The organism is Xanthomonas sp. MUS 060 (assembly GCF_000963215.1).
Classification (GTDB): Bacteria; Pseudomonadota; Gammaproteobacteria; order Xanthomonadales; family Xanthomonadaceae; genus Xanthomonas_A.
Genome location: NZ_JZIM01000001.1, coordinates 647213 through 670306 on the forward strand (window position 1 = coordinate 647213; position 23094 = coordinate 670306).

The window sequence follows — 23094 nt, forward strand, 5'->3', positions numbered from 1 at the left end:
CCATGGCCGCCAACAAAGCGTACAACCCGGATCCACACGCGCACCCGGGCCTGCACGTGATCGCACTGCTGGAGGCCGGCAAAGGTCTGCTCGCGGTGCTGGCGGCCACGGGTCTGGAACTACTGGGTCCACTTCCGCTGCGCGCGGGGGTGGACTGGCTGATCGTGCGCTTCAGCCTGGATCCGGATCACGGCGCACTGCCATCGCTGTTGAACATGATCAGCCCCGGCGCGGTGCATCTGGCTGCCGCCGGCATGCTCGCCTACGGCGCACTGCATATCATCGAAGCCTGGGGTCTGTGGCGCGCCAAGGCATGGGCCTCCTTGCTGGGCTGCATCTCCGCCGCCATCTACCTGCCGTTCGACGTCTACGCGATCGTGCGGCATCACGGCTGGGCCTCGTGGGCCGTGCTGGCGATCAACCTCGCGGTGGTCGGCATCCTGGCACGCGACCTGGTGCGACGGCGACGACGCTCCATCACCTGACTGCAAACGCAGTGCTGGCGCTGTCTCCATTTACACACGAAACGCGCCAAGTGTCCCCAATCAGCCTTCTTGCAAGTGCCCGTGAACTCCAGGGAGTCTGGGCGCCGCAATCCGTCGTGCCTGTGCATGTGTCCAGCAATGCACCGCGAGAACCACCACGCGAGGAGCCCAGGATCAGCGCTACGCGGATCTGTCGTGTATCTGCCCGCCAACGGAACCGGATCGAAACGCAGACGTTATGAGGCGCTCCTTTCTGCGCGATGCCACAACGACAGTCAGACCGACAGCGACGGTGAACCGCGCCCGTTCTGCTTGCGCACGATCGCCAGCGCGATCTCCAGCGACTGCTCGTAGTTCAGACGCGGATCCACGCTGGAGCGGTACGCGCGTTCCAGGTCGCGCTCGGTCAGTTCGCGGGCGCCGCCGATGCACTCGGTGACATCTTCGCCGGTCAATTCCAGATGCACGCCTCCCAGACGGGTTCCCGTCGCGGCATGGATGTCGAACGACTGTTCCACCTCGTCCAGCACGTTCTGGTAGCGCCGGGTCTTGTAACCGTTACTGGTACTCTCGGTATTGCCGTGCATCGCATCGCACACCCACAACACGCGGCGGCCATCGCGACAGACGGCCTCCAACAGTGGCGGCAACTTCTCGGCGATCTGCGTTGCCCCCATACGATGGATGAAGGTCAGCCGGCCCGGCTCGTCCTCCGGGTTGAGCACGTCGATCAGGCGCAGCAACTGATCCGGCTGCGCCGATGGCCCAACCTTGATCGCAATCGGATTGCGGATGCCACGAAAATATTCCACATGCGCGCCATCCAGCGCCGCAGTGCGCATACCAATCCAGGGATAATGCGTACTCTGATTGAACCAACCCCACTGCCGCGGCACCTCGCGGGTCAACGCCTCTTCGTAGGGCAGCAGCAACGCCTCGTGCGAGGTGTAGAAATCGACCCGATTGAGATTGTATAGCTGCGCGCCCGACAGCGTTTCCATGAAGCGCACCGCATCGCCAATCGAGGCCACCATCTTTTGGTAGTCGTCGGCCAGCGGCGAGTAACCCACCCAATTCAGATTCCAGTACTCGGGATGGTGCAAGTCGGCGAAACCGCCATCGATCAGCGCACGCACGAAGTTCATCGTCATCGCCGAGCGGGAATGCGCGGTGATCATGCGTCGCGGGTCCGGTACGCGCGCCTGCGCGGTGAATTCCGGCGCATTGACCACATCACCACGATAACTGGGCAGGCTCACGCCATCGCGGGTCTCCATGTCGGCCGAACGTGGCTTGGCATACTGGCCAGCGTAACGACCGACGCGCACCACCGGCAGGCGCAGACCATGTACCAACACCAGACTCATCTGCAGCAGCACCTTGAGCCGATTGGAGATGGTGCTGGGGGCACAGTCGCTGAAGTTCTCCGCGCAATCGCCGCCCTGCAGTAGGAAACGCTTACCTTCCTGCGCCTCGGCCAACTGTTTTTTCAACGCAAAGATCTCCCACGAGGTCACTAGCGGCGGCAATTCGCGCAGCTCCCCAAGCGTCTGTTCCAGTGCCTGCTGATCCGGATACACCGGCATCTGCAGCGCAGGTTTGCCACGCCAACTCGCGGGCGACCAAGACGATGTGGCGGATTCGGAAAAAGGGACGGAGGCGGACAGCGTCATGAAAGGTCTCCTTGGAAGCTTGCGATGTTCGCAGAGCCAGAGCGCGACGCATAGCGCGACACGCGCCGGAACACGACGAAATCGGCACTGATCTGAATGGCGAGTAACGCAACCTTCACCGCCATGACTTCCGACTGACGCGAACGGCGCCCCGAACATTGAATGTTATCTAGTAACATATCTTTACTTTCTCTCTGGCTCGCCTTGTCATGACACCCCGCGCTCTCACCACTGCTATTGCCCTGGTCCTACTGGCTACCCCGGGACTCACCCTCGCTGCCGACGCCTCCAACACGGCTGTCGACCTGGACCCAGTCACCGTCACCGCCAAACTCGAAGCCGCGCGCAACGCGCTATCGCCGGACATCGGCAGCAGCCAATACGCGATCACCGCCGAGGATATCGACCGCCTGCCGCTGGGCGCCTCCACGCCGCTCAACCAGGTGCTACTGCAGGCGCCGGGCGTAGTCCAGGACTCCTATGGCGGCATCCACGTGCGCGGCGACCACGCCAATCTGCAATACCGCATCAATGGCGTGATGATTCCCGAATCCATCTCCGGCTTCGGCCAGAGTCTGGACCCGCGCACGATCAAGAACATCCGCCTACTCGACGGCGCACTGCCGGCGCAGTTCGGCGACCGCACCGCTGCGGTCATCGACATCACCACGAAAAACGGCGTTGAACTGGGTAACGGCGGCAGCGTCGGCATCACCGCCGGCTCTTACGGCACACTCAACCCCAATGCCTCCTGGTGGGGCAGCGAAGGTCGTCTCAGCTGGTTCGGCAGCGGCAACTACCTGCAAAACCGCATCGGCCTGGAAAACCCGACCGATAGCAGCAATCCGTACCACGACAAAACCCACCAGGGCAAAGCCTTCGCCGATCTCGGCTACCTGATCAACGAAAACACCCAGCCAACGAAAACACCCGGCTCAGCCTGATGGTCGGCTACGCCAACAACCGCTTCCAGATCCCCAATAACCCGGGGCAAACGCCCGCGTTCACCTATCTGGGCAACAGCGACTTCGATTCCTCGCAACTCAACGAGAAGCAACGCGAGAACACCCGCTTCGGCAACCTGGTGTTGCAGGGTGAGCTAGGCACCACCAACTATCAGTTGTCGGCCGGTCAACGCTACAGCAGCGTCGCGTTCTCCCCCGACATCGCCGGCGACCTGATCTTCAACGGTGTCGCCTCGCAGGTCCAGCGCAGCAACCGCGCCAACACCGTACAAGCCGATTTCTCCACCCCGTGGGGCGGAACGCACACCCTGCGCTATGGCGTGTACGGCAATTTCGAACACGCCATCGCCAGCAATAACGCCTACGTCTTCCCGGCCAACGACGACGGCAGCCAGAGCAGCGATGTGCCGCTGTTCATTCCCGATGCCAGCCGCTTCCGCGCCAGCACCTATGCGGTCTACCTGCAGGACGAGTGGCAGCCCAGCGATGCCTGGACCATCAACTACGGCGTGCGCGGCGATCGCTACAAAGCCTTCGGCATCACCGAGGGCCAGCTCAGCCCGCGCCTGGGCGTGGTCTGGCATGCCAGCGACAGCACCACCCTGCATGCCGGCTATGCACGCTACTTCACCCCGCCAGCCAGCGAGCTGATCTCCACCAGCGACATCGCCTTGTACGACGGCACCACCAATCAGCAATCGGCCGCAGGCGGCCCGACCACGCCCCTGAGCGAGCGCAGCAACTACTTCGACCTGGGAATCTCGCAGGCCGTTGGCGACCACCTCACCCTGGGCCTGGACACCTATTACCGCAAAGTCGATCGCTTGCAGGACGAAGGCCAGTTCGGCGCCGCCTACGTCTATTCCACCTTCAACTACCGCTACGGCCGTATCCGTGGCGCCGAATTCAGCGCCGACTACAGCAATGGCCCGGTCAACGCCTACTTCAACGCGGCCTACAGCAAGGCGATGGGCAAGCAGGTGATGACCAGTCTGTACAACTTCGATCCGGATGCGCTGGCCTATGTGTACGACCACTGGATCCACCTCGACCACGACCAGAAGCTGACGTCTTCCGGCGGCATCACCTATGCCCTGGCCGACGATAGCCGGATCGGCGCGAACTACCTGTTCGGCACTGGCTTGCGCACCGACGCCAACGGCGTACCCAACGGCGGCGCGATCGCGTCGTACTTCCAGCTGAACCTCAGCGCCGGGCACGACTTCGGCCTTGGCAGCAGCCATCCGCTGCATGCGCAGTTGGCCGTCCTCAACGTGCTCGACCGCCACTATCAGCTACGCGACGGCGGCGGCATCGGCGTCTTCGCACCGCAATGGGCGCCGCGCCGTGGCGTCTACCTGAGCCTGCAGCAGGATTTCTAAACAGGCCGCAGACCACCAGGCCGCCCCCGAGTCGGGCCGGCCTGGCGGGAAGGCGGAGAAAAGGCATCAGGCACATCCAGGAACGTGCCGCTACAGCGCCGGGAGCACAATTTGCTCCTGGCCTGCAGACGATGGATCGGAATCGTAAGCGACTGCCCGGAGGCCGACGCCACCGATGCGACATCAACGGACATCGCGACAGCGACTACCGCGCACGCTCAATGCCCCACCTGCAGACTCTCAATGCAGCGAGCGCCGCCTGGTCTTGAAGCCTGCATACAACGCGAACACACCCAACACCACAAAACAGATCAGGCACCACATCGGCATCGACAGGCCCAGGAAGCGCCAATCGATCTTGCCGCAATCACCAGTGCCGGTCAGCACCCGACGCATCACCTCGAACGGCCCCAGCGTCTGCCGCAGAAAGCTCAGCGGCGCGCCACACGATGCCATCGGATCGGGAAATACCTGCACGTAGACATGTTTAGCGGCGATGCCCGCCCCTACGCCCGCCGCCAGGAATGCCAGCACACCGTAGACCTTGCGCCCCGCGCTGCGCACCGGTCCGTGCAATGCACCGATCAGGAACAACAGACCCAGCGCAGCAAACGCAATCCGTTGGAAGATGCACAACGGACACGGCTCGATGCCCAGTTGCAACTGCACAAAAATCGCATAACCAAGCAATGCGGCGCAGACCAGGAAACCGAGCAAAAACTGTGCACGGAAACGCCAACGGAACAGGTTCATTGGAATCGGACTCGCAACGACGATTCGATCATTATCCCCCATCCACTCGCCTACCATGCGCCATCCATCGGTGGGAATAGCTGGCGTGACGACTCACAACGCCTTCTGCTAGGCCAGACACGTACGCACACACACAAAAAAGCCCGGACATGCCGGGCTTTTTGCTACTGCCGTGGTAAACAGACTTACTCGGCGACAGCCTCGGCCACGAGCGGGCGATCGACCAGTTCGACATACGCCATCGGCGCATTATCACCGGCGCGGAAACCGCACTTGAGGATGCGCAAGTAGCCGCCCGGACGCGACTGGTAACGCGGGCCCAGCTCGACGAACAGCTTGCCCACCGCTTCCTTGTCGCGCAGACGCGCGAAGGCCAAACGGCGATTGGCAACGCCATCGACCTTGGCGATGGTGATCAATGGCTCGGCGACACGGCGCAGTTCCTTGGCCTTGGGAAGGGTGGTCTTGATCAACTCGTGCTTGAACAAGGACGCCGCCATGTTGGAGAACATCGCCTGGCGATGTGCGCTGGTGCGGCTGAACTTGCGACCGGATTTCTGGTGACGCATGGGCTTGGATTCCTATGAAAGATTGAAGCTGTTGGAGATCGCTGTCGCCATCCTGGCGTGAAAAATGGACTGCGGATGGTCCGAGCCGGCCGTCCTTGACCGAGCGACGCCGCAGGCATGGCGACCTGTCGGCGGAGTACTGCAGTGTCACAAGGCGTGATACGCATGCGACGGCGCAGGGTCGCCACATCGCGCGGCATCACCTCTCCCGTCGCTCTATCCATCTGGACCAAGACCGCTGCCTTGCGACAACGGTCCGGATCCGAGTGACTCAGCCGAGCATGCCGTGCTGAGCGACGCCAGCAGGCGGCCAGTTTTCCAGCTTCATCCCCAGCGATAGGCCGCGCTGCGCCAGCACTTCCTTGATCTCGGTGAGGGACTTCTTGCCAAGATTCGGGGTCTTGAGCAATTCCACTTCGGTTTTCTGGATCAGATCGCCGATGTAGTAAATGCTCTCGGCCTTCAGGCAGTTGGCCGAACGCACCGTGAGCTCCAGATCGTCGATCGGGCGCAACAGCACTGGATCGACACCGTTGCTCGCCGGCTTGGCCGCACCGCGGTCGCGATGGGTAAAGTCGCCGAAGACAGACAACTGATCACTGAGGATATCGGCGGCGGTCCGCACGGCTTCCTCGGCATCGATCGTGCCATTGGTTTCGATGTCCAGCACCAGCTTGTCCAAGTCGGTACGCTGTTCCACACGCGCGGACTCGACGGCGTAGGCAACGCGACGCACGGGCGAGAACGACGCATCCAGGACCAGGCGGCCGATGGTGCGGGTTTCTTCGTCCGGACGGCGACGCGCGGCGGCAGGCTGGTAACCGAAGCCACGCTCGATCTTCAGACGCATGTTGAGCGCCGTGTCCTTGGTCAGGTGGCAGATCACATGATCGTTGTTGAGGATCTCGACGTTATGGTCGGTCTTGATGTCGGTGGCAGTGACCGTACCCGGCCCCTGCTTGGACAGCGACAAGGTGGCGCTGTCACCGGTATGCATCCGGATGGCCACGTCCTTGAGGTTGAGCAGGACTTCCAACACGTCCTCCTGCAATCCTTCGACCGTGGTGTACTCGTGCAGCACGCCGTCGATCTCGACTTCGGTGATCGCGAAGCCGGGAATCGAGGACAGCAGCACGCGACGCAGGGCATTGCCCAACGTATGCCCGTAACCGCGCTCCAAAGGCTCGATAACGACCTTGGCACGGTTGTCGGTAAGGCGTTCGATCTGCGGCCCACGCGGACGCAAGACCTGGTTGGCGGTAACCGTCATGTTGCGGGTTCTCCTGACGAGCTTCCGTCACCGGAAGCTCTCCAATGTGATTACTTCGAATACAACTCGACGATCAGCGCTTCGTTGATGTCGGCAGGCAAATCCGCACGATCCGGTACGGCCTTGAAGATGCCGCTGAACTTCTTCGAATCGACTTCGACCCAAGACGGGTTCAGATCGTGCGTTTCGGCAACGCCTAGCGCTTCCTGCACACGAAGCTGCTTCTGTGCCTTTTCCGACAGCGCGATCGCGTCGCCAGCCTTGACCTGGTACGAGGCCAGATTCACCGACTTGCCGTTGACCAACACACCGCGGTGCGACACCAACTGACGCGCAGCAGGGCGAGTCACGGCGAAGCCCATGCGATAGACGACGTTGTCCAGACGGGTTTCCAGCAACTGCAGCAGGTTCTCGCCGGTGTTGCCCTTCTTGGTCGAGGCCTTCTTGTAGTAGTTGCGGAACTGACGCTCCAGCAGACCGTAGATACGCTTGACCTTCTGCTTTTCGCGCAGCTGGGTGGCGTAGTCGGACAGCTTGCCCTTGCGCGCGGTCGCGCCGTGCTGGCCCGGCTTCTGCTCGAGCTTGCACTTGGAATCCAGCGCACGCGCTGGGCTCTTGAGGGAAAGATCGGCGCCTTCACGGCGCGCGAGCTTACAGGTAGGACCGATATAACGAGCCATTTCTTATCGCTCCTTTAGACGCGACGCTTCTTCGGCGGACGGCACCCGTTATGCGGGATTGGCGTCACGTCGATGATGTTGGTGATCTTGTATCCGACGTTGTTCAACGAACGGACGGCGGACTCGCGACCCGGACCCGGGCCCTTGATGCGCACTTCCAGCGACTTCACGCCGTAGTCGAGCGCGGCACGCCCGGCTTTTTCGGCGGCCACCTGCGCCGCGAACGGCGTGGACTTGCGCGAACCGCGGAAACCGGCACCACCGGAGGTCGCCCAGGACAATGCATTGCCCTGCCGATCCGTGATGGTCACGATGGTGTTGTTGAACGATGCGTGGACGTGGGCGACGCCATCGGTGACGACGCGCTTGATCTTTTTCTTGGTCTTTGCTGCTGCGGGCTTAGCCATGTCTGTCCCTTACTTCTTGATCGCCTTGCGCGGACCCTTACGGGTGCGGGCGTTGGTCCGGGTGCGCTGACCGCGCAGGGGCAGGCCACGACGATGACGCAGGCCGCGGTAGCAGCCCAGGTCCATCAATCGCTTGATCGCGATGCCGATTTCACGACGCAGATCGCCTTCGACGATGTACTTGCCGACTTCGAGGCGCAAGCGCTCGATTTCCGGCTCGGACAGATCGCGGATCTTGGTGGCCGAGGTCACGCCTGCGGCTTCGCAGACTTTCTTCGAACGGGTACGGCCGATGCCGTAGATGCTTTGCAACCCGACCCAGACGTGCTTCTGGGCTGGCAGGTTGACGCCTGCAATACGCGCCATGACGCGGTTCTCCAACTGAGTGATGGCCCGACAGCGCAGCATGGCACTATCCGGCAGGATGGATCAAAAAGTGAACTTGTAAGTCTAGCAAGGTCTCGGGTTACATGGAAGCCCGTGGAACGTTTCGGTTCCGCAAGCCCGGCATGGGGAGTGTGCCCATGCTCCGGCGCCGGACATCGTTGGCGGGCACGCAAGTTGCTGCCCACCGCCCGCGCGACTCCAGCGCAGGACCACGATATCTCACCCGCGCACGAGACCGCTGCACGGGCCGCCCTTCAAGTCGCAAGAGCACTCCAGGAAATGGAGCCTCTTCGCGGAAGGATTCAAACAGTATAGCAATCACCCGCGGGCAAAACCGCCACCGCGCGCGCCACCTTTCAGGTTGGCCTTTTTCAAAAGGCTTTCGTATTGGTGCGACATCAAGTGCGCCTGAATCTGCGCGATGAAGTCCATCACCACCACGACAGCAATCAGGAGCGAGGTGCCGCCGAAGTGGAAAGTGGTGCCGAATTGGGCACGCATCACTTCAGGCAGCAGACACACGATTACCAAGTACAGCGAGCCCGCCGCAGTCAACCGAGTCAAGACGGAATCGACGTAGTCGGCGGTGGCCTTGCCCGGACGGATGCCAGGAATCAGTGCGCCGGACTTCTTCAGGTTGTCCGCCGTTTCCTGCGAGTTGAACACCAATGCCGTGTAAAAGAACGCGAAACCGATGATCAACGCAGCGAACACGATCATGTGCACAGGCTCGCCTGGGCCAAGCGCGTTGGCGACGCGCTGCAACACCGTGCCGAAAGTGGTGCTGGAAGCGGCCTGACCCGACCACATCGACAACGTCGCGGGGAAGGCAAGGATGCTGGAGGCGAAGATCGGCGGGATCACGCCAGCCATATTCAACTTGAGCGGCAGGAACGAAGTCTGGTTCATGTACGCATTGCGACCGCCTTGGCGTCGTGCGTAATTGACCGTGATCCGGCGTTGCCCGCGCTCGACGAACACCACGAACAAGGTGAAAGCCAGAATGGTCAGCACGATCAGCAACAGCGAGATGAAGCTCATGTTGCCATCGCGGTAGGCTTCCAAGGTATGGATCGCCGCTGCCGGCAAGCCGGCGACGATGCCAGCGAAGATAATCAGCGACACGCCATTGCCGATACCACGCTCGGTGACCTGTTCGCCCACCCACATTAAGAAGATGGTGCCCGCAGTCAACGCAATCACCGCCGTGAGCACGAAGCCCATGCCGGGCGCGTAGACCACCGGCGCGCCACCTGGCGCCGTCTGATGCTGCAGCGCCAGGGCAATACTGCCGCCCTGCACGACGGCCAGCAAGACTGCACCGATACGGGAATACTGCGTGATCTTGCGCCGGCCGGACTCACCTTCCTTCTGCATCGCTTTGAACGACGGGAAGATGTGCGTGGCTAGCTGGATCACGATCGATGCCGAGATGTACGGCATCACGTTCAACGCAAAGATGCTGAAACGGTGCAGGGCGCCGCCCGAGAACATGTTGAACATGTCCACGATACCGCCGCCCTGCGCCTGCATCAGCGCCAGCATGGCTTCGGGATTGACCCCCGGCACCGGCACATAGCAACCGATGCGGTAGACGATCAATGCGCCGATAACGAACAACAGACGCTGGCGAAGTTCCGTGAACTTGCCAAGCCCGCCGCCGAGTTGCCCCATGCCCGCCTGCGCCATTTGCGTGTTACTCCTGCACGCTGCCGCCGGCAGCCTCGATTGCCGCCTTGGCACCAGCGGTCGCCGCAACGCCCTTGAGCACGAACTTCTTGGTCAGTTCGCCCTTCAGGACCACCTTGGCCTTCTTCGCAGTGCTCGGGACCAGCTTGGCGGCGCGCAGCGCGGCGAAATCGATCTCGCCTTCCGGCAGATTATCGAGCTGGTAGGACAGCACTTCGGCCGTGTCCTTGGCCAGCTTGGAGCGGAAGCCGATCTTCGGCAGACGGCGCTGCATAGGGGTCTGGCCGCCTTCGAAGCCAGCCTTGATCTTGCCGCCACCCTTACGTGCGAACGAGCCTTTGTGGCCGCGGCCGCAGGTCTTACCCAAGCCCGAACCGATGCCACGACCGACGCGGGTGCGTTCGGTCCGGGCGCCGTCGGCCGGCTTCAGATCATTCAGATGCAACGTCATGGCGATTACTCCTCAACCTGGACGAGGTACTGAACTTTCAAAAGGCTTTCGTATTGGTGCGACATCAAGTGCGCCTGAATCTGCGCGATGAAGTCCATCACCACCACGACAGCAATCAGGAGCGAGGTGCCGCCGAAGTGGAAAGTGGTGCCGAATTGGGCACGCATCACTTCAGGCAGCAGACACACGATTACCAAGTACAGCGAGCCCGCCGCAGTCAACCGAGTCAAGACGGAATCGACGTAGTCGGCGGTGGCCTTGCCCGGACGGATGCCAGGAATCAGTGCGCCGGACTTCTTCAGGTTGTCCGCCGTTTCCTGCGAGTTGAACACCAATGCCGTGTAAAAGAACGCGAAACCGATGATCAACGCAGCGAACACGATCATGTGCACAGGCTCGCCTGGGCCAAGCGCGTTGGCGACGCGCTGCAACACCGTGCCGAAAGTGGTGCTGGAAGCGGCCTGACCCGACCACATCGACAACGTCGCGGGGAAGGCAAGGATGCTGGAGGCGAAGATCGGCGGGATCACGCCAGCCATATTCAACTTGAGCGGCAGGAACGAAGTCTGGTTCATGTACGCATTGCGACCGCCTTGGCGTCGTGCGTAATTGACCGTGATCCGGCGTTGCCCGCGCTCGACGAACACCACGAACAAGGTGAAAGCCAGAATGGTCAGCACGATCAGCAACAGCGAGATGAAGCTCATGTTGCCATCGCGGTAGGCTTCCAAGGTATGGATCGCCGCTGCCGGCAAGCCGGCGACGATGCCAGCGAAGATAATCAGCGACACGCCATTGCCGATACCACGCTCGGTGACCTGTTCGCCCACCCACATTAAGAAGATGGTGCCCGCAGTCAACGCAATCACCGCCGTGAGCACGAAGCCCATGCCGGGCGCGTAGACCACCGGCGCGCCACCTGGCGCCGTCTGATGCTGCAGCGCCAGGGCAATACTGCCGCCCTGCACGACGGCCAGCAAGACTGCACCGATACGGGAATACTGCGTGATCTTGCGCCGGCCGGACTCACCTTCCTTCTGCATCGCTTTGAACGACGGGAAGATGTGCGTGGCTAGCTGGATCACGATCGATGCCGAGATGTACGGCATCACGTTCAACGCAAAGATGCTGAAACGGTGCAGGGCGCCGCCCGAGAACATGTTGAACATGTCCACGATACCGCCGCCCTGCGCCTGCATCAGCGCCAGCATGGCTTCGGGATTGACCCCCGGCACCGGCACATAGCAACCGATGCGGTAGACGATCAATGCGCCGATAACGAACAACAGACGCTGGCGAAGTTCCGTGAACTTGCCAAGCCCGCCGCCGAGTTGCCCCATGCCCGCCTGCGCCATTTGCGTGTTACTCCTGCACGCTGCCGCCGGCAGCCTCGATTGCCGCCTTGGCACCAGCGGTCGCCGCAACGCCCTTGAGCACGAACTTCTTGGTCAGTTCGCCCTTCAGGACCACCTTGGCCTTCTTCGCAGTGCTCGGGACCAGCTTGGCGGCGCGCAGCGCGGCGAAATCGATCTCGCCTTCCGGCAGATTATCGAGCTGGTAGGACAGCACTTCGGCCGTGTCCTTGGCCAGCTTGGAGCGGAAGCCGATCTTCGGCAGACGGCGCTGCATAGGGGTCTGGCCGCCTTCGAAGCCAGCCTTGATCTTGCCGCCACCCTTACGTGCGAACGAGCCTTTGTGGCCGCGGCCGCAGGTCTTACCCAAGCCCGAACCGATGCCACGACCGACGCGGGTGCGTTCGGTCCGGGCGCCGTCGGCCGGCTTCAGATCATTCAGATGCAACGTCATGGCGATTACTCCTCAACCTGGACGAGGTACTGAACTTTGGTTGATCAGGCCACGCACTTGCGGGCTGTCCTTCAGTTCACGCACATCGTTGAGTTTATTCAGGCCCAGCGCACGCACCGACAGGCGGTGACGCGACTGAGTCCCACGCAGGCCGCGCACCAGGCGCACCTTCACTGTCTTGTTGGATGCATCAGCCATGGGCGAGATCCTCCACCTTCTTGCCGCGCTTAGCCGCGATGCGGGCCGGCGACTGCATTTCTTCCAGGCCGCGCAGTGTGGCGCGCACCAGGTTGATCGGGTTACGCGAACCAACTGCCTTGGCCAGCACGTTCTTCACGCCAACCGCTTCCAACACCGCGCGCATCGCGCCACCGGCGATCACGCCGGTACCTTCGGAGGCCGGCATCATGAACACGCGCGCCGCACCGTGTCCGGACTTGACAGCGTGCCACAGGGTACCGTTGTTCAAATCGATGTTGAGCATACCCTTGCGCGCATATTCCATCGACTTTTGGATCGCGACCGGCACTTCGCGCGCCTTGCCGTAACCGAACCCGATCTTGCCATTGCCATCACCGACCACGGTTAGCGCGGTAAAGGTGAACTGACGACCGCCCTTGACCGTCTTGCTGACGCGGTTAACCGCGACCAGCTTTTCGATCATGCCATCGTCGACTTTTTCTTCGCGGTTGCGGTCGCGTTCACGACCCCGCGGTGCACGCTGTTCTTCAGCCATTGTGATGCCCTTGATGATGGAAAAATTGACGGCTCGCATGCCGCTTATGGTTGTGGTATGGAACGGCACTCCCCAGATGCGTGCAGAAGACACACCTGGATCCGATGCAGCCCGCATCGGCAGGACGGGCGCGACAACGCCGCACCCACAAGGATCAGAACTGCAGACCGCCTTCGCGCGCCGCTTCAGCCAACGCCTTGATACGGCCGTGATAACGGTAGCCCGAGCGGTCGAAAGCGACCTTCTCGATGCCGGCAGCCTTGGCGCGTTCGGCGATCAGCTTGCCGACCTTCGCGGCGGCGTCGCTGTTCTTGCCGTTCTTCAGGCCATCCTTGACGTCGGCCTGCAAGGTGTTCGCCGCAGCGAGCACCTTCGCGCCATCGGCGGTAAAGACCTGCGCGTACAAATGTTGCCCAGTGCGCAGCACCGACAGGCGGGCCACACCGAGATCGCGGATGTGGGCGCGGGTCGACTTGGCACGACGCAGACGGGCGATATTTTTATTGATGCTCATGGTTATGTGTCCTACGGAAGCGGATCGACATTGGGCGAAGTGACTGTCGGATATCAGGCTGCAACAGACCAATTCCGGGCAGAACTCCCTGCCTTATGCCTTCTTGGCTTCCTTGCGAATGATGGCTTCACCGGCATACTTCACACCCTTGCCCTTGTAGGGCTCTGGCGGACGGAAGCCGCGGATCTTGGCGGCGACCTCGCCAACAAGCTGCTTGTCGGCGCCTTGCACCAGAATTTCGGTCTGGGTCGGGGCCGCAAGGGTAATGCCTTCAGGTGCCTGGAACACAATCGGGTGCGAGAAACCGAGCGCCAGGCTCAGATCCTTACCCTGCATCGTGGCACGGTAACCGACGCCCACCAGTTCGAGCTTACGCTCGAAACCAGCCGAGACGCCCTGCACCATGTTCGCCAGGATGGCACGCACGGTACCAGTGATGGCAATGTGCGAGTCGGTATTCGCCGACAGGGTGGCGATACCGTTTTCCTGCTTGATTTCGACACCAGCCGGCTTCGGCAGCGACAGGGTACCCTTCGGCCCCTTGACGCTCACCTGATCGGGCTGGACGCTCAATTCGACGCCCTTCGGGAGGGAAATCGGCTTCTTGGCTACACGGGACATATGAGTACTCCTTCCCTTAGGCCACGAAGCACAGGACTTCGCCACCGACGCCGGCCTGACGGGCCTGCGCATCGGTCATGATGCCCTTGGACGTGGAAATGATGGCAACACCCAGGCCGCCGAGAACCTTCGGCAGCTCAGCCTTGCCGCGATATTGACGCAGACCCGAACGCGACACGCGCTTGAGCGTATCGATGACCGGACGGCCTTCGAAATACTTCAGCACGATTTCCAGCTCGGACTTGTTGTTTTCGATTGCGTTGACCCGCAGATCGCTGATGTAGCCTTCGGCTTTCAGCACTTGCGCGATCGCAACCTTGATCTTGGAGGACGGCATCTTTACCGTCGGCTTACCAACCGCGGCCGCATTCTTGATGCGAACCAGCAGGTCGGCGATGGGATCAGTCATGCTCATGGTGTCTACCTTTGAGTGCACCGATATCCGCTTTCGCGAAAATCTTGTGTGGTGAAACGTGTGGAGTGACGCACGGAAGGCAAACGCGCAAGGTCTTGGAGAAGATCGCGCGCATTTACCAAAACAACCCTTTCCTTGCTGTACGGCAAGGAGCGGGAGTATACGACAAAACGTCCGATTTGCACCGGACGTGTTGACCGAATCGCAAGCGAATGGCGAACTTGCTGAACCCACTCCCTGAACGGAAGTGGGAAGCCAAGCGGCGTTTTACCAGCTCGCCTTGCGCAGGCCTGGCACGTCGCCGTTCATGGTCGCCTTGCGCAGCATGTTGCGGCCCAGGCCGAACTTGCTGTAGACGCCACGCGGACGACCGGACAGTGCACAGCGGTTACGCTGCCGACTCGGCGACGAATCGCGCGGAAGCTTCTGCAGCTTGGTCACCGCCTCGGCCTTCTCGTCATAGGACGCAGTGCCGGAGGCGATGATCTTCTTCAGCGCTTCGCGCTTGTCGGCGAACTTCTTCGCCAGCTTTTTCCGCTTGATGTCGCGGTTGACCATGGAGGTCTTTGCCATGTGTATGACCTTTTCGATTAGAAAGTCCAACCATGAATGGACGGACTCTTGATCACGGACGATCGTTAATTGCGGAAGGGAAACTTAAACGCTTCGAGCAACGCTTTGGCTTCAGCGTCGGTCTTGGCGGTGGTGGTGATGGCGATATCCATACCCCGGATCGCATCGACGGCGTCGAAGTCGATTTCCGGGAAGATGATCTGCTCCTTCACACCCATGTTGAAGTTGCCACGACCATCGAACGAGCGACCGGACACACCACGGAAGTCGCGTACGCGCGGCAGCGAGATGTTGATCAGGCGATCCAGGAATTCGTACATCTTGGCGCGACGTAGCGTGGTCTTGCAGCCAATCGGCCAACCATCGCGGATCTTGAAGGACGCGACCGAGATGCGCGACTTGGTCACGACCGGCTTCTGGCCGGAGACCTTCGCCATATCGGCAACAGCGTTTTCCAGGATTTTCTTGTTCGTCGCCGCCTCGCCCACGCCCATGTTAAGCGTGACCTTGACCAGCTTCGGTACTTCCATCGGATTGGTGTAACCGAACTTCTTCATCAGAGCCGGTACCACTTCTTCCTTGTAGATCTTTTCGAGACGGGAAGTCATTGTGTCATTCCTCAGGCGTCGAGCGCCTCACCGCTGGAGCGGAACACACGCAGTTTGCGTCCATCCTCCAGCACCTTGAAGCCAACGCGCTCGCCCTTACCCGTCGCCGGGTTGAGAATCGCCACGTTGGAAATATGGATCGACGCTTCGCGCTCGACCACGCCGCCAGCGACACCCGCCTGCGGATTCGGCTTGGTGTGGCGCTTGACGATGTTCGCGTTGGAGACGATCACGCGATCGCCGTCGACGCGGACGATTTCGCCCTGCTTGCCCTTGTCCTTGCCGGTGGTGACGACGACTTGGTCGCCCTTCTTGATACGGTTAGCCATGTGTATGTCCTCCGCTCACAGCACTTCGGGAGCGAGCGAGACGATCTTCATGAACTTCTCGGAACGCAGCTCGCGGGTCACAGGCCCGAAAATACGCGTACCGATCGGCTCCTGCTTGTTATTGAGCAACACCGCGGCGTTGCCATCGAAGCGGATCAACGAACCATCCGGACGGCGCACACCCTTGCGGGTACGCACCACGACGGCGTCGTAGACTTCGCCCTTCTTGACCTTGCCGCGCGGGATCGCGTCCTTGACGGTGACCTTGATGATGTCGCCAATGTGCGCGTAACGGCGCTTGGAGCCGCCGAGCACCTTGATGCACATCACTTCCTTGGCACCGGAGTTGTCGGCGACGTCGAGGTAGCTCTGCATCTGGATCATGATTCAGATCTCCCTTATTCGACCGCGCGGGTGACGATTTCCACCACCCGCCAGTTCTTGGTCTTGGACATCGGCGCAATCTCGGTCACGCGCACGACATCGCCTTCGTTGCAGGCGTTGTCGGCATCGTGTGCATGCAGCTTGGTCGAGCGCTTGATGTACTTGCCGTACAACGCATGCTTGACCTGACGCTCCACCAGCACGGTGACGGTCTTGTCCATCTTGTTGCTGACCACACGGCCTTCGACCGTGCGCAGCGTCTTGTTTTCGTTCTTATCGCTCATCACGGCCATCCTTACTTCGTACTGCCGAGCAGGTGTTTGACGCGAGCGATCTCGCGGCGCACCCGGCGGGTTTCGTGAGTCTTCGGCAGCTGCCCGGTGACCCGCTGCATGCGCAGGGCGAACTGCTCCTTGCGCAGATCGGTCAGATGGGCCTTCAGATCGTCGGCCGACTTCTCGCGGAGTTGTTTGATGTCCATCAGCGTACCGTCCGGGTCACGAAGGTGGTGGTCACCGAAAGCTTGGCAGCGGCCAGGCGGAACGCCTCGCGCGCGATATCTTCACCGACACCTTCGATTTCATAAATCATGCGACCGGGCTGGATCTGCGCGACCCAGTACTCGACGTTACCCTTACCGGAGCCCATTCGCACTTCGATCGGCTTCTTGGTGATCGGCTTGTCCGGGAACACGCGGATCCACATTTTGCCGCCGCGCTTGACGTAGCGGCTGATCGAGCGGCGCGCCGCTTCGATCTGGCGCGCGGTCAACTGACCGTGCGCGGTGGCCTTCAAGCCGTATTCGCCGAAGCTGACGGCGTTGCCGCTCCACGCCAGGCCATCGTTACGGCCCTTGTGCATCTTGCGGTATTTGGTTCGCTTAGGTTGCAACATTGCCGTTACCTCGCTTCACGGGCCGGACGCGAGGGACGGTCGCCACGGTCGCCACGATCATTCCGATCGTTGCGCGGGGAATCGTCCTGCTTTTCCTGGCCAACCTGGGAGAAATCGAAGATCTCGCCCTTGTAGATCAACACCTGGATACCGATGATGCCGTAGGTCGTCTTGGCTTCGGCGAAGCCATAGTCGATATCGGCACGGAGCGTATGCAACGGCACACGACCCTCGCGGGGTACCACTCGGAACGTGCGATTTCCGCACCGTTCAAGCGACCGGAAACGCTGACCTTGATGCCCAGGGCACCCAGGCGCATCGCGTTACCGACCGAGCGCTTCATCGCGCGGCGGAACATGATGCGACGCTCCAACTGCTGCGCGATCGACTCGGCAACCAACTGCGCATCCAACTCCGGCTTACGCACTTCGGTGACATTGATGTGAGCAGGAACGCCCATCATCTCGCTCACTTCCTTACGCAGCTTCTCGATGTCCTCACCGCGCTTGCCGATCACCACGCCCGGACGGGCGGTGTGGATCGTCACGCGCGCGGTCTTGGCCGGACGCTCGATCAGGATCTTGCTGATACCAGCCTGCGCCAACTTCTTGCGCAGCATTTCACGCACTTTGAGGTCGGCTGCCAGGTAACCGGCAAACTCACCCTTGTTGGCGTACCACTTGGAATTCCAGTCCCTGGCGATACCGAGGCGGATTCCGATCGGATTAACTTTATGACCCATCGTCTTTTCCTTTCCGCTTACTTGGCGGCGCCCACAACCACAGTGATGTGGCTGGTGCGTTTGAGGATGCGGGTACCGCGGCCTTTCGCCCGCGCCATGAAACGCTTCAAGCTCGGACCTTCATCGACCATGATGGTCTTGACCTTCAGCTCGTCGACATCCGCGCCTTGATTATTCTCGGCATTGGCGATCGCCGACTCCACCACCTTCTTGATCAGGTGAGCGGCTTTCTTGTCCGAAAACTTCAGTAGGTTGACCGCCCGCTCGGCGGAAAGACCACGCACCTGGTCAGCGACCAGACGGGCTTTCTGCGGTGAGATGCGCGCGGTGCGCATACCACTCGGAACGTGCGATTTCCGCACCGTTCAAGCGACCGGAAACGCTGACCTTGATGCCCAGGGCACCCAGGCGCATCGCGTTACCGACCGAGCGCTTCATCGCGCGGCGGAACATGATGCGACGCTCCAACTGCTGCGCGATCGACTCGGCAACCAACTGCGCATCCAACTCCGGCTTACGCACTTCGGTGACATTGATGTGAGCAGGAACGCCCATCATCTCGCTCACTTCCTTACGCAGCTTCTCGATGTCCTCACCGCGCTTGCCGATCACCACGCCCGGACGGGCGGTGTGGATCGTCACGCGCGCGGTCTTGGCCGGACGCTCGATCAGGATCTTGCTGATACCAGCCTGCGCCAACTTCTTGCGCAGCATTTCACGCACTTTGAGGTCGGCTGCCAGGTAACCGGCAAACTCACCCTTGTTGGCGTACCACTTGGAATTCCAGTCCCTGGCGATACCGAGGCGGATTCCGATCGGATTAACTTTATGACCCATCGTCTTTTCCTTTCCGCTTACTTGGCGGCGCCCACAACCACAGTGATGTGGCTGGTGCGTTTGAGGATGCGGGTACCGCGGCCTTTCGCCCGCGCCATGAAACGCTTCAAGCTCGGACCTTCATCGACCATGATGGTCTTGACCTTCAGCTCGTCGACATCCGCGCCTTGATTATTCTCGGCATTGGCGATCGCCGACTCCACCACCTTCTTGATCAGGTGAGCGGCTTTCTTGTCCGAAAACTTCAGTAGGTTGACCGCCCGCTCGGCGGAAAGACCACGCACCTGGTCAGCGACCAGACGGGCTTTCTGCGGTGAGATGCGCGCGGTGCGCAGGATTGCTTTCGCTTCCATCGTCATCTCTCCTTAGCGGCTCGACTTCTTGTCGCCACCATGACCCTTGAAGGTCCGGGTGACGGCAAATTCGCCGAGTTTATGGCCGACCATGTTCCTCGTTGACCAGCACCGGAACGTGGTTCTTGCCGTTATGCACGGCGATGGTGAAACCCACCATTTCCGGCAGAATCATGGAACGCCGCGACCAGGTCTTGATCGGACGCTTGCTGCCGGCCGCGGCCTCCACCTTCTTGATGAGGTGGTGATCGACGAACGGGCCCTTCTTGAGTGAACGTGCCATGGTCGATTAGCCCCTACGATCGCGGACGATGAATTGTTCGGTGCGCTTGTTATGGCGCGTCTTGTAACCCTTGGTCGGCACACCCCACGGGGTGACCGGATGCGGATTACCCTGACCAGCTTTCGCCTCACCACCACCGTGCGGGTGATCGACCGGGTTCATGGCCGCACCGCGAACGGTCGGGCGCACGCCGCGCCAACGCTTGGCACCCGCTTTACCCAGCTTTTCGAGGTTGTGTTCGTCGTTGCCGACTTCACCGATGGTCGCGCGGCACTCGGACGGCACCTTGCGCATTTCGCCGGAGCGCAGACGCAAGGTGGCGTAAATGCCTTCGCGCGCAACCAACTGCACCGCCGCGCCGGCGGCACGCGCAATCTGCGCGCCCTTGCCGGGCTTCAACTCGATGCCGTGCACCGTCGTACCGACCGGAATATTACGCAGCGGCAGGGTGTTACCGGTCTTGATCGGCGCATCGGAACCCGCGACCACTTGATCGCCAGCCTTCAGGCCCTTCGGGGCGATGATGTAGCGACGCTCGCCATCGGCGTAGCACAGCAGGGCGATATGGGCGGTGCGGTTGGGATCGTATTCGATCCGCTCCACGCGCGCCGGAATACCTTCCTTGTTGCGCTTGAAGTCGATGATGCGGTAGTGCTGCTTGTGACCACCACCGACGTGGCGGGTGGTGATGCGGCCGTGGTGGTTACGACCACCGGACTTGCTCTGCTTTTCCACCAGCGCAGCGTGCGGGGCGCCCTTGTGCAGATCGGGCGTGACCACGCGCACGGCCGAACGACGGCCTGCGGAAGTGGGTTTGAATTTCATCAATGGCATGGGATGTACCTCAGGCCTTGGCCGTTACGTCGATGGACTGGCCTTCGGCCAGACGCACGTACGCCTTGCGCCAATCGCCGCGACGACCGCTGCGCGAACGGAAGGACTTGTTCTTGCCCTTAACGTTCAACACGTTGACCGACTCGACCTTGACGTCGAACAACTGCTCGACCGCAGCCTTGACATCGGCTTTGGTGGCTTCGCTCGAGATCTCGAAGACGTATTGATTGGAGAGTTCCTGCAGGCGCGCGGTCTTTTCCGAGACACGCGGGGCACGCAGCACGCTGAAGATTTTTTCGTTGCCGCTCATGCCAGCCACTCCTCGACCTTCTTGACCGCATCGGCGGTGATCACGACCGTATCGGCCCCGACCAGCGACACCGGATCCAGGCCCTGGACGTCGCGCACTTCCACATAGGGAAGATTGCGAGCGGACAGGTACAGATGCTCGGACGCTTCCTCGGTCACGATCAGCGGGCGCTTGCCCACATCCAGACCTTTCAGCTTCTCGATCAGACCCTTGGTCTTACTGGTCTGGACGTCGAACGCGTCGACAACCTTGAGACGGCCCTGGCGATTGAGTTCCGAGAAGATCGCGCAGATCGCCGCACGGTACATCTTGCGGTTCACCTTCTGCTCGAAGCTGCGCGGCTTGGCCGCGAAGGTCACGCCGCCACCGACGAAGATCGGAGCAGTCAGCGCGCCGTGGCGAGCGCCACCACCCTTCTGCTTCTTCGACTTCTTGGTGGTGCCGTTGACTTCCGAACGTGTCTTCTGCGCCTTGGTACCGGCGCGACCGGCGTTGCGATAGGCAACGACGACCTGGTGCACCAGATCCTCGCTGAAATCGCGACCGAACACGGCATCGGAAACCGAGACCTTGTTATTGCTACCCGTGATAACGAGTTCCATCGTCATCTCTCCTTATGCCTTGCTAGCCGGACGCACGATCACGTCGCCACCGGCAGCGCCAGGCACCGCGCCGCGAATGGCGATCAAGCCACGCTCGACGTCGACCTTGACCACTTCCAGATTCTGCGTGCTCTGCTGCACCGCGCCCATGTGGCCGGACATCTTCTTGCCCGGGAAAACGCGACCCGGGGTCTGACGCTGACCCAGCGAACCCGGCGCGCGATGCGACAGCGAGTTACCGTGGGTGGCGTCGCCCATGCGGAAGTTGTGCCGCTTGATGGTGCCTTGGAAGCCCTTACCCTTGGTGACGCCCTGAACGTCGACCTTCTGGCCGACCTCAAAGATGTCCGCCTTGATCTCGCCGCCGATGGCAAAGTCGCCCAGCTGCGTATCTTCGACGCGGAACTCCCACAGGCCACGCCCCGCTTCCACCTTCGCCTTGGCGAAGTGGCCAGCCGCCGGCTTGTTGACCAACGCGGCGCGACGGGCACCCACAGTGATCTGCACAGCGCTGTAGCCGTCGCTCTCGACCGTCTTGAGCTGGGTGATACGGTTCGGGGTCGCTTCGATCAGGGTCACCGGGATGGAGCGGCCGTCTTCAGTGAACACGCGGCTCATACCGGCCTTGCGGCCCACGAAGCCCAACGAATATTTCTTCGTCATGGTCGCAGTCCTCAGGTCAACTTGATCTGGACATCGACGCCAGCCGCGAGTTCGAGCTTCATCAGCGCGTCCACGGTCTTGTCGTTGGGGTCGACGATGTCGAGCACGCGCTTGTGCGTGCGGGTCTCGTACTGGTCGCGCGCGTCTTTATCGACGTGCGGAGAAACGAGGATGGTGTAGCGTTCGATCTTGGTCGGCAACGGGATCGGGCCACGCACTTGCGCGCCGGTCCGCTTGGCCGTCTCAACGATCTCGCTGGCTGAACGGTCGATCAAACGATGATCGAACGCCTTCAACCGAATCCGGATCTTTTGGTCCGCCATGACGGTGGTTCCTTCGTTAAAAGAGCGACGGGCAAGGCCTCTGGGATACCTGCCCCGGTGATGTCCTGATGTCGTATGCGCCAAGTTTTCCGACTCGGCGAGGGTATTCCCACACCCCAAAAACTGAGGCAGACCAGTTTACCCGGTCTGCCTAGACGGAAAAGTATAATGCGCAGCTAGAGCGGCGTCAATAACACAAGGCTATTGAGTCCTCCACACAACGCGACCTTCCCGGTCTTGCGAACACGAGCGGCTTCCTGCCCCTCTTTTCGCTGTCTTGCCGGCGCCCTACCCAGGAACGCCGAGCCGCGTATTATAAGGGGCGATCGAGCTCATCGCAACACTCTGCAGGAAGAAATATGTAGACCGGCCTATGCCGTGACCATGAACGACGAAGGGCCGACTTACGCCGGCCCTTCGCCTTCGCGGCGACCCAAGTCGCCGCCTATCCACAGTATCCGGCAGCCCAGGCTACCAGAGTGCATTACTTGATGATCTTGGCCACCACGCCGGCGCCGACGGTCCGGCCACCTTCGCGGATCGCAAAACGCAGACC

General features: G+C 61.2%; 31 protein-coding genes and 6 pseudogenes. 2 read left to right on the forward strand and 35 right to left on the reverse strand.

Annotated features, from left to right (window positions below; all coding sequences use genetic code 11):
• Positions 1-2 precede the first annotated feature (2 nt).
• On the forward strand, positions 3-485 hold the full coding sequence (locus tag XANALMUS060_RS02895) for a DUF2127 domain-containing protein (RefSeq protein WP_045737024.1): 483 nt from the start codon (positions 3-5) through the stop codon (positions 483-485).
• 275 nt (positions 486-760) lie between these two features.
• Here the strand turns inward: XANALMUS060_RS02895 and XANALMUS060_RS02900 are convergent, their stop codons facing one another.
• Positions 761-2158: a 3-deoxy-7-phosphoheptulonate synthase class II gene (locus tag XANALMUS060_RS02900; protein ID WP_045737025.1), complete on the reverse strand. Its 1398-nt coding sequence runs from the start codon at positions 2156-2158 to the stop codon at positions 761-763.
• Positions 2155-2337: a hypothetical protein gene (locus tag XANALMUS060_RS20460; RefSeq protein WP_161795372.1), complete on the reverse strand. Its 183-nt coding sequence runs from the start codon at positions 2335-2337 to the stop codon at positions 2155-2157. Before XANALMUS060_RS20460 ends, XANALMUS060_RS02900 begins: the two co-directional genes overlap by 4 nt.
• 30 nt (positions 2338-2367) lie before the next feature.
• Between XANALMUS060_RS20460 and XANALMUS060_RS02905 the strand changes: the two are divergent.
• Positions 2368-4505 (forward strand): annotated as a pseudogene (locus XANALMUS060_RS02905) (TonB-dependent receptor).
• 240 nt (positions 4506-4745) lie between these two features.
• On the opposite strand, the gene XANALMUS060_RS02910 reads toward XANALMUS060_RS02905, so the two are convergent.
• The 33 genes and pseudogenes from XANALMUS060_RS02910 to XANALMUS060_RS18190 form a co-directional block, all read right to left on the reverse strand.
• A complete protein-coding gene (locus XANALMUS060_RS02910) occupies positions 4746-5258 on the reverse strand; it encodes a disulfide bond formation protein B (RefSeq protein WP_045737026.1) in 513 nt (170 codons plus the stop codon).
• A 185-nt stretch (positions 5259-5443) separates the two neighbouring features.
• Positions 5444-5827 (reverse strand): 50S ribosomal protein L17, encoded by a 384-nt coding sequence (gene rplQ / locus XANALMUS060_RS02915; protein WP_045726904.1) that lies wholly within the window; start codon positions 5825-5827, stop codon positions 5444-5446.
• Positions 5828-6098: 271 nt separating this feature from the next.
• A complete protein-coding gene (gene rpoA / locus XANALMUS060_RS02920) occupies positions 6099-7097 on the reverse strand; it encodes a DNA-directed RNA polymerase subunit alpha (RefSeq protein WP_045726903.1) in 999 nt (332 codons plus the stop codon).
• A 50-nt stretch (positions 7098-7147) separates the two neighbouring features.
• Positions 7148-7777 carry a 30S ribosomal protein S4 gene (rpsD, locus tag XANALMUS060_RS02925; protein ID WP_045726902.1) on the reverse strand — a complete coding sequence of 210 codons (630 nt, stop codon included), beginning with the start codon at positions 7775-7777 and terminating at the stop codon, positions 7148-7150.
• 14 nt (positions 7778-7791) lie between these two features.
• Positions 7792-8184: a 30S ribosomal protein S11 gene (gene rpsK / locus XANALMUS060_RS02930; protein ID WP_003470632.1), complete on the reverse strand. Its 393-nt coding sequence runs from the start codon at positions 8182-8184 to the stop codon at positions 7792-7794.
• Between the two features lie 9 nt (positions 8185-8193).
• On the reverse strand, positions 8194-8550 hold the full coding sequence (rpsM, locus tag XANALMUS060_RS02935; protein WP_045728919.1) for a 30S ribosomal protein S13: 357 nt from the start codon (positions 8548-8550) through the stop codon (positions 8194-8196).
• 339 nt (positions 8551-8889) lie between these two features.
• On the reverse strand, positions 8890-10260 hold the full coding sequence (gene secY, locus XANALMUS060_RS02940; RefSeq protein ID WP_045726901.1) for a preprotein translocase subunit SecY: 1371 nt from the start codon (positions 10258-10260) through the stop codon (positions 8890-8892).
• Between the two features lie 7 nt (positions 10261-10267).
• A complete protein-coding gene (gene rplO / locus XANALMUS060_RS02945; RefSeq protein ID WP_045726900.1) occupies positions 10268-10711 on the reverse strand; it encodes a 50S ribosomal protein L15 in 444 nt (147 codons plus the stop codon).
• 5 nt (positions 10712-10716) lie between these two features.
• Positions 10717-12066: a preprotein translocase subunit SecY gene (gene secY / locus XANALMUS060_RS02950; RefSeq protein WP_045737027.1), complete on the reverse strand. Its 1350-nt coding sequence runs from the start codon at positions 12064-12066 to the stop codon at positions 10717-10719.
• 7 nt (positions 12067-12073) lie between these two features.
• Positions 12074-12517 (reverse strand): 50S ribosomal protein L15, encoded by a 444-nt coding sequence (rplO, locus tag XANALMUS060_RS02955; protein ID WP_045726900.1) that lies wholly within the window; start codon positions 12515-12517, stop codon positions 12074-12076.
• A gap of 5 nt (positions 12518-12522) precedes the next feature.
• Positions 12523-12715 (reverse strand): annotated as a pseudogene (gene rpmD / locus XANALMUS060_RS02960) (50S ribosomal protein L30).
• The gene (gene rpsE, locus XANALMUS060_RS02965; protein ID WP_045728918.1) at positions 12708-13253 is read right to left on the reverse strand and encodes a 30S ribosomal protein S5; all 546 of its coding nucleotides are present in this window, start codon (positions 13251-13253) and stop codon (positions 12708-12710) included. Before rpsE ends, rpmD begins: the two are co-directional and overlap by 8 nt.
• Positions 13254-13407: 154 nt before the next feature.
• Positions 13408-13767, reverse strand: coding sequence for a 50S ribosomal protein L18 (gene rplR / locus XANALMUS060_RS02970; protein WP_012915072.1), 360 nt, complete (start codon positions 13765-13767; stop codon positions 13408-13410).
• 93 nt (positions 13768-13860) lie between these two features.
• Positions 13861-14388 (reverse strand): 50S ribosomal protein L6, encoded by a 528-nt coding sequence (rplF, locus tag XANALMUS060_RS02975; protein ID WP_045726897.1) that lies wholly within the window; start codon positions 14386-14388, stop codon positions 13861-13863.
• 16 nt (positions 14389-14404) lie between these two features.
• On the reverse strand, positions 14405-14803 hold the full coding sequence (gene rpsH, locus XANALMUS060_RS02980; RefSeq protein ID WP_045726896.1) for a 30S ribosomal protein S8: 399 nt from the start codon (positions 14801-14803) through the stop codon (positions 14405-14407).
• A 267-nt stretch (positions 14804-15070) separates the two neighbouring features.
• Positions 15071-15376 (reverse strand): 30S ribosomal protein S14, encoded by a 306-nt coding sequence (gene rpsN / locus XANALMUS060_RS02985; protein WP_045726895.1) that lies wholly within the window; start codon positions 15374-15376, stop codon positions 15071-15073.
• Between the two features lie 65 nt (positions 15377-15441).
• Positions 15442-15984, reverse strand: coding sequence for a 50S ribosomal protein L5 (gene rplE, locus XANALMUS060_RS02990; RefSeq protein WP_010341606.1), 543 nt, complete (start codon positions 15982-15984; stop codon positions 15442-15444).
• Positions 15985-15995: 11 nt separating this feature from the next.
• Positions 15996-16313, reverse strand: coding sequence for a 50S ribosomal protein L24 (rplX, locus tag XANALMUS060_RS02995; protein WP_045726894.1), 318 nt, complete (start codon positions 16311-16313; stop codon positions 15996-15998).
• Positions 16314-16328: 15 nt separating this feature from the next.
• Positions 16329-16697 (reverse strand): 50S ribosomal protein L14, encoded by a 369-nt coding sequence (rplN, locus tag XANALMUS060_RS03000; protein WP_003486699.1) that lies wholly within the window; start codon positions 16695-16697, stop codon positions 16329-16331.
• 14 nt (positions 16698-16711) lie between these two features.
• Entirely contained in the window at positions 16712-16981 is a 270-nt protein-coding gene (rpsQ, locus tag XANALMUS060_RS03005; RefSeq protein WP_045728917.1) for a 30S ribosomal protein S17, read from the reverse strand.
• A gap of 11 nt (positions 16982-16992) precedes the next feature.
• The gene (rpmC, locus tag XANALMUS060_RS03010; RefSeq protein WP_012915064.1) at positions 16993-17178 is read right to left on the reverse strand and encodes a 50S ribosomal protein L29; all 186 of its coding nucleotides are present in this window, start codon (positions 17176-17178) and stop codon (positions 16993-16995) included.
• On the reverse strand, positions 17178-17591 hold the full coding sequence (gene rplP, locus XANALMUS060_RS03015) for a 50S ribosomal protein L16 (RefSeq protein ID WP_012915063.1): 414 nt from the start codon (positions 17589-17591) through the stop codon (positions 17178-17180). Before rplP ends, rpmC begins: the two co-directional genes overlap by 1 nt.
• Before the next feature lie 5 nt (positions 17592-17596).
• Positions 17597-18333: pseudogene (rpsC, locus tag XANALMUS060_RS03020) on the reverse strand (30S ribosomal protein S3).
• 17 nt (positions 18334-18350) lie between these two features.
• The gene (gene rplV, locus XANALMUS060_RS03025) at positions 18351-18668 is read right to left on the reverse strand and encodes a 50S ribosomal protein L22 (RefSeq protein WP_045737028.1); all 318 of its coding nucleotides are present in this window, start codon (positions 18666-18668) and stop codon (positions 18351-18353) included.
• Positions 18667-19170: pseudogene (gene rpsC, locus XANALMUS060_RS03030) on the reverse strand (30S ribosomal protein S3); the annotation flags it as partial. The pseudogene rpsC (XANALMUS060_RS03030) and the gene rplV (XANALMUS060_RS03025), both read right to left, overlap by 2 nt.
• Before the next feature lie 17 nt (positions 19171-19187).
• Complete coding sequence (rplV, locus tag XANALMUS060_RS03035) at positions 19188-19523, reverse strand: 50S ribosomal protein L22 (RefSeq protein WP_003486710.1); 336 nt, start codon at positions 19521-19523, stop codon at positions 19188-19190.
• Positions 19524-19535: 12 nt separating this feature from the next.
• Positions 19536-19806, reverse strand: a pseudogene (gene rpsS, locus XANALMUS060_RS03040) (30S ribosomal protein S19).
• Positions 19807-19812: 6 nt separating this feature from the next.
• On the reverse strand, positions 19813-20640 hold the full coding sequence (rplB, locus tag XANALMUS060_RS03045; RefSeq protein WP_045737029.1) for a 50S ribosomal protein L2: 828 nt from the start codon (positions 20638-20640) through the stop codon (positions 19813-19815).
• Positions 20641-20650: 10 nt separating this feature from the next.
• A complete protein-coding gene (rplW, locus tag XANALMUS060_RS03050; RefSeq protein WP_045737030.1) occupies positions 20651-20950 on the reverse strand; it encodes a 50S ribosomal protein L23 in 300 nt (99 codons plus the stop codon).
• Positions 20947-21552 (reverse strand): 50S ribosomal protein L4, encoded by a 606-nt coding sequence (gene rplD, locus XANALMUS060_RS03055; protein ID WP_045728916.1) that lies wholly within the window; start codon positions 21550-21552, stop codon positions 20947-20949. Before rplD ends, rplW begins: the two co-directional genes overlap by 4 nt.
• 12 nt (positions 21553-21564) lie before the next feature.
• Positions 21565-22215, reverse strand: coding sequence for a 50S ribosomal protein L3 (gene rplC, locus XANALMUS060_RS03060; RefSeq protein ID WP_045737031.1), 651 nt, complete (start codon positions 22213-22215; stop codon positions 21565-21567).
• An 11-nt stretch (positions 22216-22226) separates the two neighbouring features.
• A complete protein-coding gene (gene rpsJ / locus XANALMUS060_RS03065) occupies positions 22227-22538 on the reverse strand; it encodes a 30S ribosomal protein S10 (RefSeq protein ID WP_010341589.1) in 312 nt (103 codons plus the stop codon).
• A 484-nt stretch (positions 22539-23022) separates the two neighbouring features.
• Positions 23023-23094, reverse strand: a pseudogene (locus XANALMUS060_RS18190) (elongation factor Tu); the annotation flags it as partial.

Bases quoted from the DNA above. Each gene is read 5' to 3' on its own strand.
- XANALMUS060_RS02895 (WP_045737024.1), top strand. From the start codon at position 3: ATGGCCGCCAACAAAGCGTACAACCCGGATCCACACGCGCACCCGGGC.
- XANALMUS060_RS02900 (WP_045737025.1), bottom strand. From the start codon at position 2,158: ATGACGCTGTCCGCCTCCGTCCCTTTTTCCGAATCCGCCACATCGTCT.
- XANALMUS060_RS20460 (WP_161795372.1), bottom strand. From the start codon at position 2,337: ATGTTACTAGATAACATTCAATGTTCGGGGCGCCGTTCGCGTCAGTCG.
- XANALMUS060_RS02910 (WP_045737026.1), bottom strand. From the start codon at position 5,258: ATGAACCTGTTCCGTTGGCGTTTCCGTGCACAGTTTTTGCTCGGTTTC.
- rplQ (WP_045726904.1), bottom strand. From the start codon at position 5,827: ATGCGTCACCAGAAATCCGGTCGCAAGTTCAGCCGCACCAGCGCACAT.
- rpoA (WP_045726903.1), bottom strand. From the start codon at position 7,097: ATGACGGTTACCGCCAACCAGGTCTTGCGTCCGCGTGGGCCGCAGATC.
- rpsD (WP_045726902.1), bottom strand. From the start codon at position 7,777: ATGGCTCGTTATATCGGTCCTACCTGTAAGCTCGCGCGCCGTGAAGGC.
- rpsK (WP_003470632.1), bottom strand. From the start codon at position 8,184: ATGGCTAAGCCCGCAGCAGCAAAGACCAAGAAAAAGATCAAGCGCGTC.
- rpsM (WP_045728919.1), bottom strand. From the start codon at position 8,550: ATGGCGCGTATTGCAGGCGTCAACCTGCCAGCCCAGAAGCACGTCTGG.
- secY (WP_045726901.1), bottom strand. From the start codon at position 10,260: ATGGCGCAGGCGGGCATGGGGCAACTCGGCGGCGGGCTTGGCAAGTTC.
- rplO (WP_045726900.1), bottom strand. From the start codon at position 10,711: ATGACGTTGCATCTGAATGATCTGAAGCCGGCCGACGGCGCCCGGACC.
- secY (WP_045737027.1), bottom strand. From the start codon at position 12,066: ATGGCGCAGGCGGGCATGGGGCAACTCGGCGGCGGGCTTGGCAAGTTC.
- rplO (WP_045726900.1), bottom strand. From the start codon at position 12,517: ATGACGTTGCATCTGAATGATCTGAAGCCGGCCGACGGCGCCCGGACC.
- rpsE (WP_045728918.1), bottom strand. From the start codon at position 13,253: ATGGCTGAAGAACAGCGTGCACCGCGGGGTCGTGAACGCGACCGCAAC.
- rplR (WP_012915072.1), bottom strand. From the start codon at position 13,767: ATGAGCATCAATAAAAATATCGCCCGTCTGCGTCGTGCCAAGTCGACC.
- rplF (WP_045726897.1), bottom strand. From the start codon at position 14,388: ATGTCCCGTGTAGCCAAGAAGCCGATTTCCCTCCCGAAGGGCGTCGAA.
- rpsH (WP_045726896.1), bottom strand. From the start codon at position 14,803: ATGAGCATGACTGATCCCATCGCCGACCTGCTGGTTCGCATCAAGAAT.
- rpsN (WP_045726895.1), bottom strand. From the start codon at position 15,376: ATGGCAAAGACCTCCATGGTCAACCGCGACATCAAGCGGAAAAAGCTG.
- rplE (WP_010341606.1), bottom strand. From the start codon at position 15,984: ATGACTTCCCGTCTCGAAAAGATCTACAAGGAAGAAGTGGTACCGGCT.
- rplX (WP_045726894.1), bottom strand. From the start codon at position 16,313: ATGGCTAACCGTATCAAGAAGGGCGACCAAGTCGTCGTCACCACCGGC.
- rplN (WP_003486699.1), bottom strand. From the start codon at position 16,697: ATGATCCAGATGCAGAGCTACCTCGACGTCGCCGACAACTCCGGTGCC.
- rpsQ (WP_045728917.1), bottom strand. From the start codon at position 16,981: ATGAGCGATAAGAACGAAAACAAGACGCTGCGCACGGTCGAAGGCCGT.
- rpmC (WP_012915064.1), bottom strand. From the start codon at position 17,178: ATGGACATCAAACAACTCCGCGAGAAGTCGGCCGACGATCTGAAGGCC.
- rplP (WP_012915063.1), bottom strand. From the start codon at position 17,591: ATGTTGCAACCTAAGCGAACCAAATACCGCAAGATGCACAAGGGCCGT.
- rplV (WP_045737028.1), bottom strand. From the start codon at position 18,668: ATGCGCACCGCGCGCATCTCACCGCAGAAAGCCCGTCTGGTCGCTGAC.
- rplV (WP_003486710.1), bottom strand. From the start codon at position 19,523: ATGGAAGCGAAAGCAATCCTGCGCACCGCGCGCATCTCACCGCAGAAA.
- rplB (WP_045737029.1), bottom strand. From the start codon at position 20,640: ATGCCATTGATGAAATTCAAACCCACTTCCGCAGGCCGTCGTTCGGCC.
- rplW (WP_045737030.1), bottom strand. From the start codon at position 20,950: ATGAGCGGCAACGAAAAAATCTTCAGCGTGCTGCGTGCCCCGCGTGTC.
- rplD (WP_045728916.1), bottom strand. From the start codon at position 21,552: ATGGAACTCGTTATCACGGGTAGCAATAACAAGGTCTCGGTTTCCGAT.
- rplC (WP_045737031.1), bottom strand. From the start codon at position 22,215: ATGACGAAGAAATATTCGTTGGGCTTCGTGGGCCGCAAGGCCGGTATG.
- rpsJ (WP_010341589.1), bottom strand. From the start codon at position 22,538: ATGGCGGACCAAAAGATCCGGATTCGGTTGAAGGCGTTCGATCATCGT.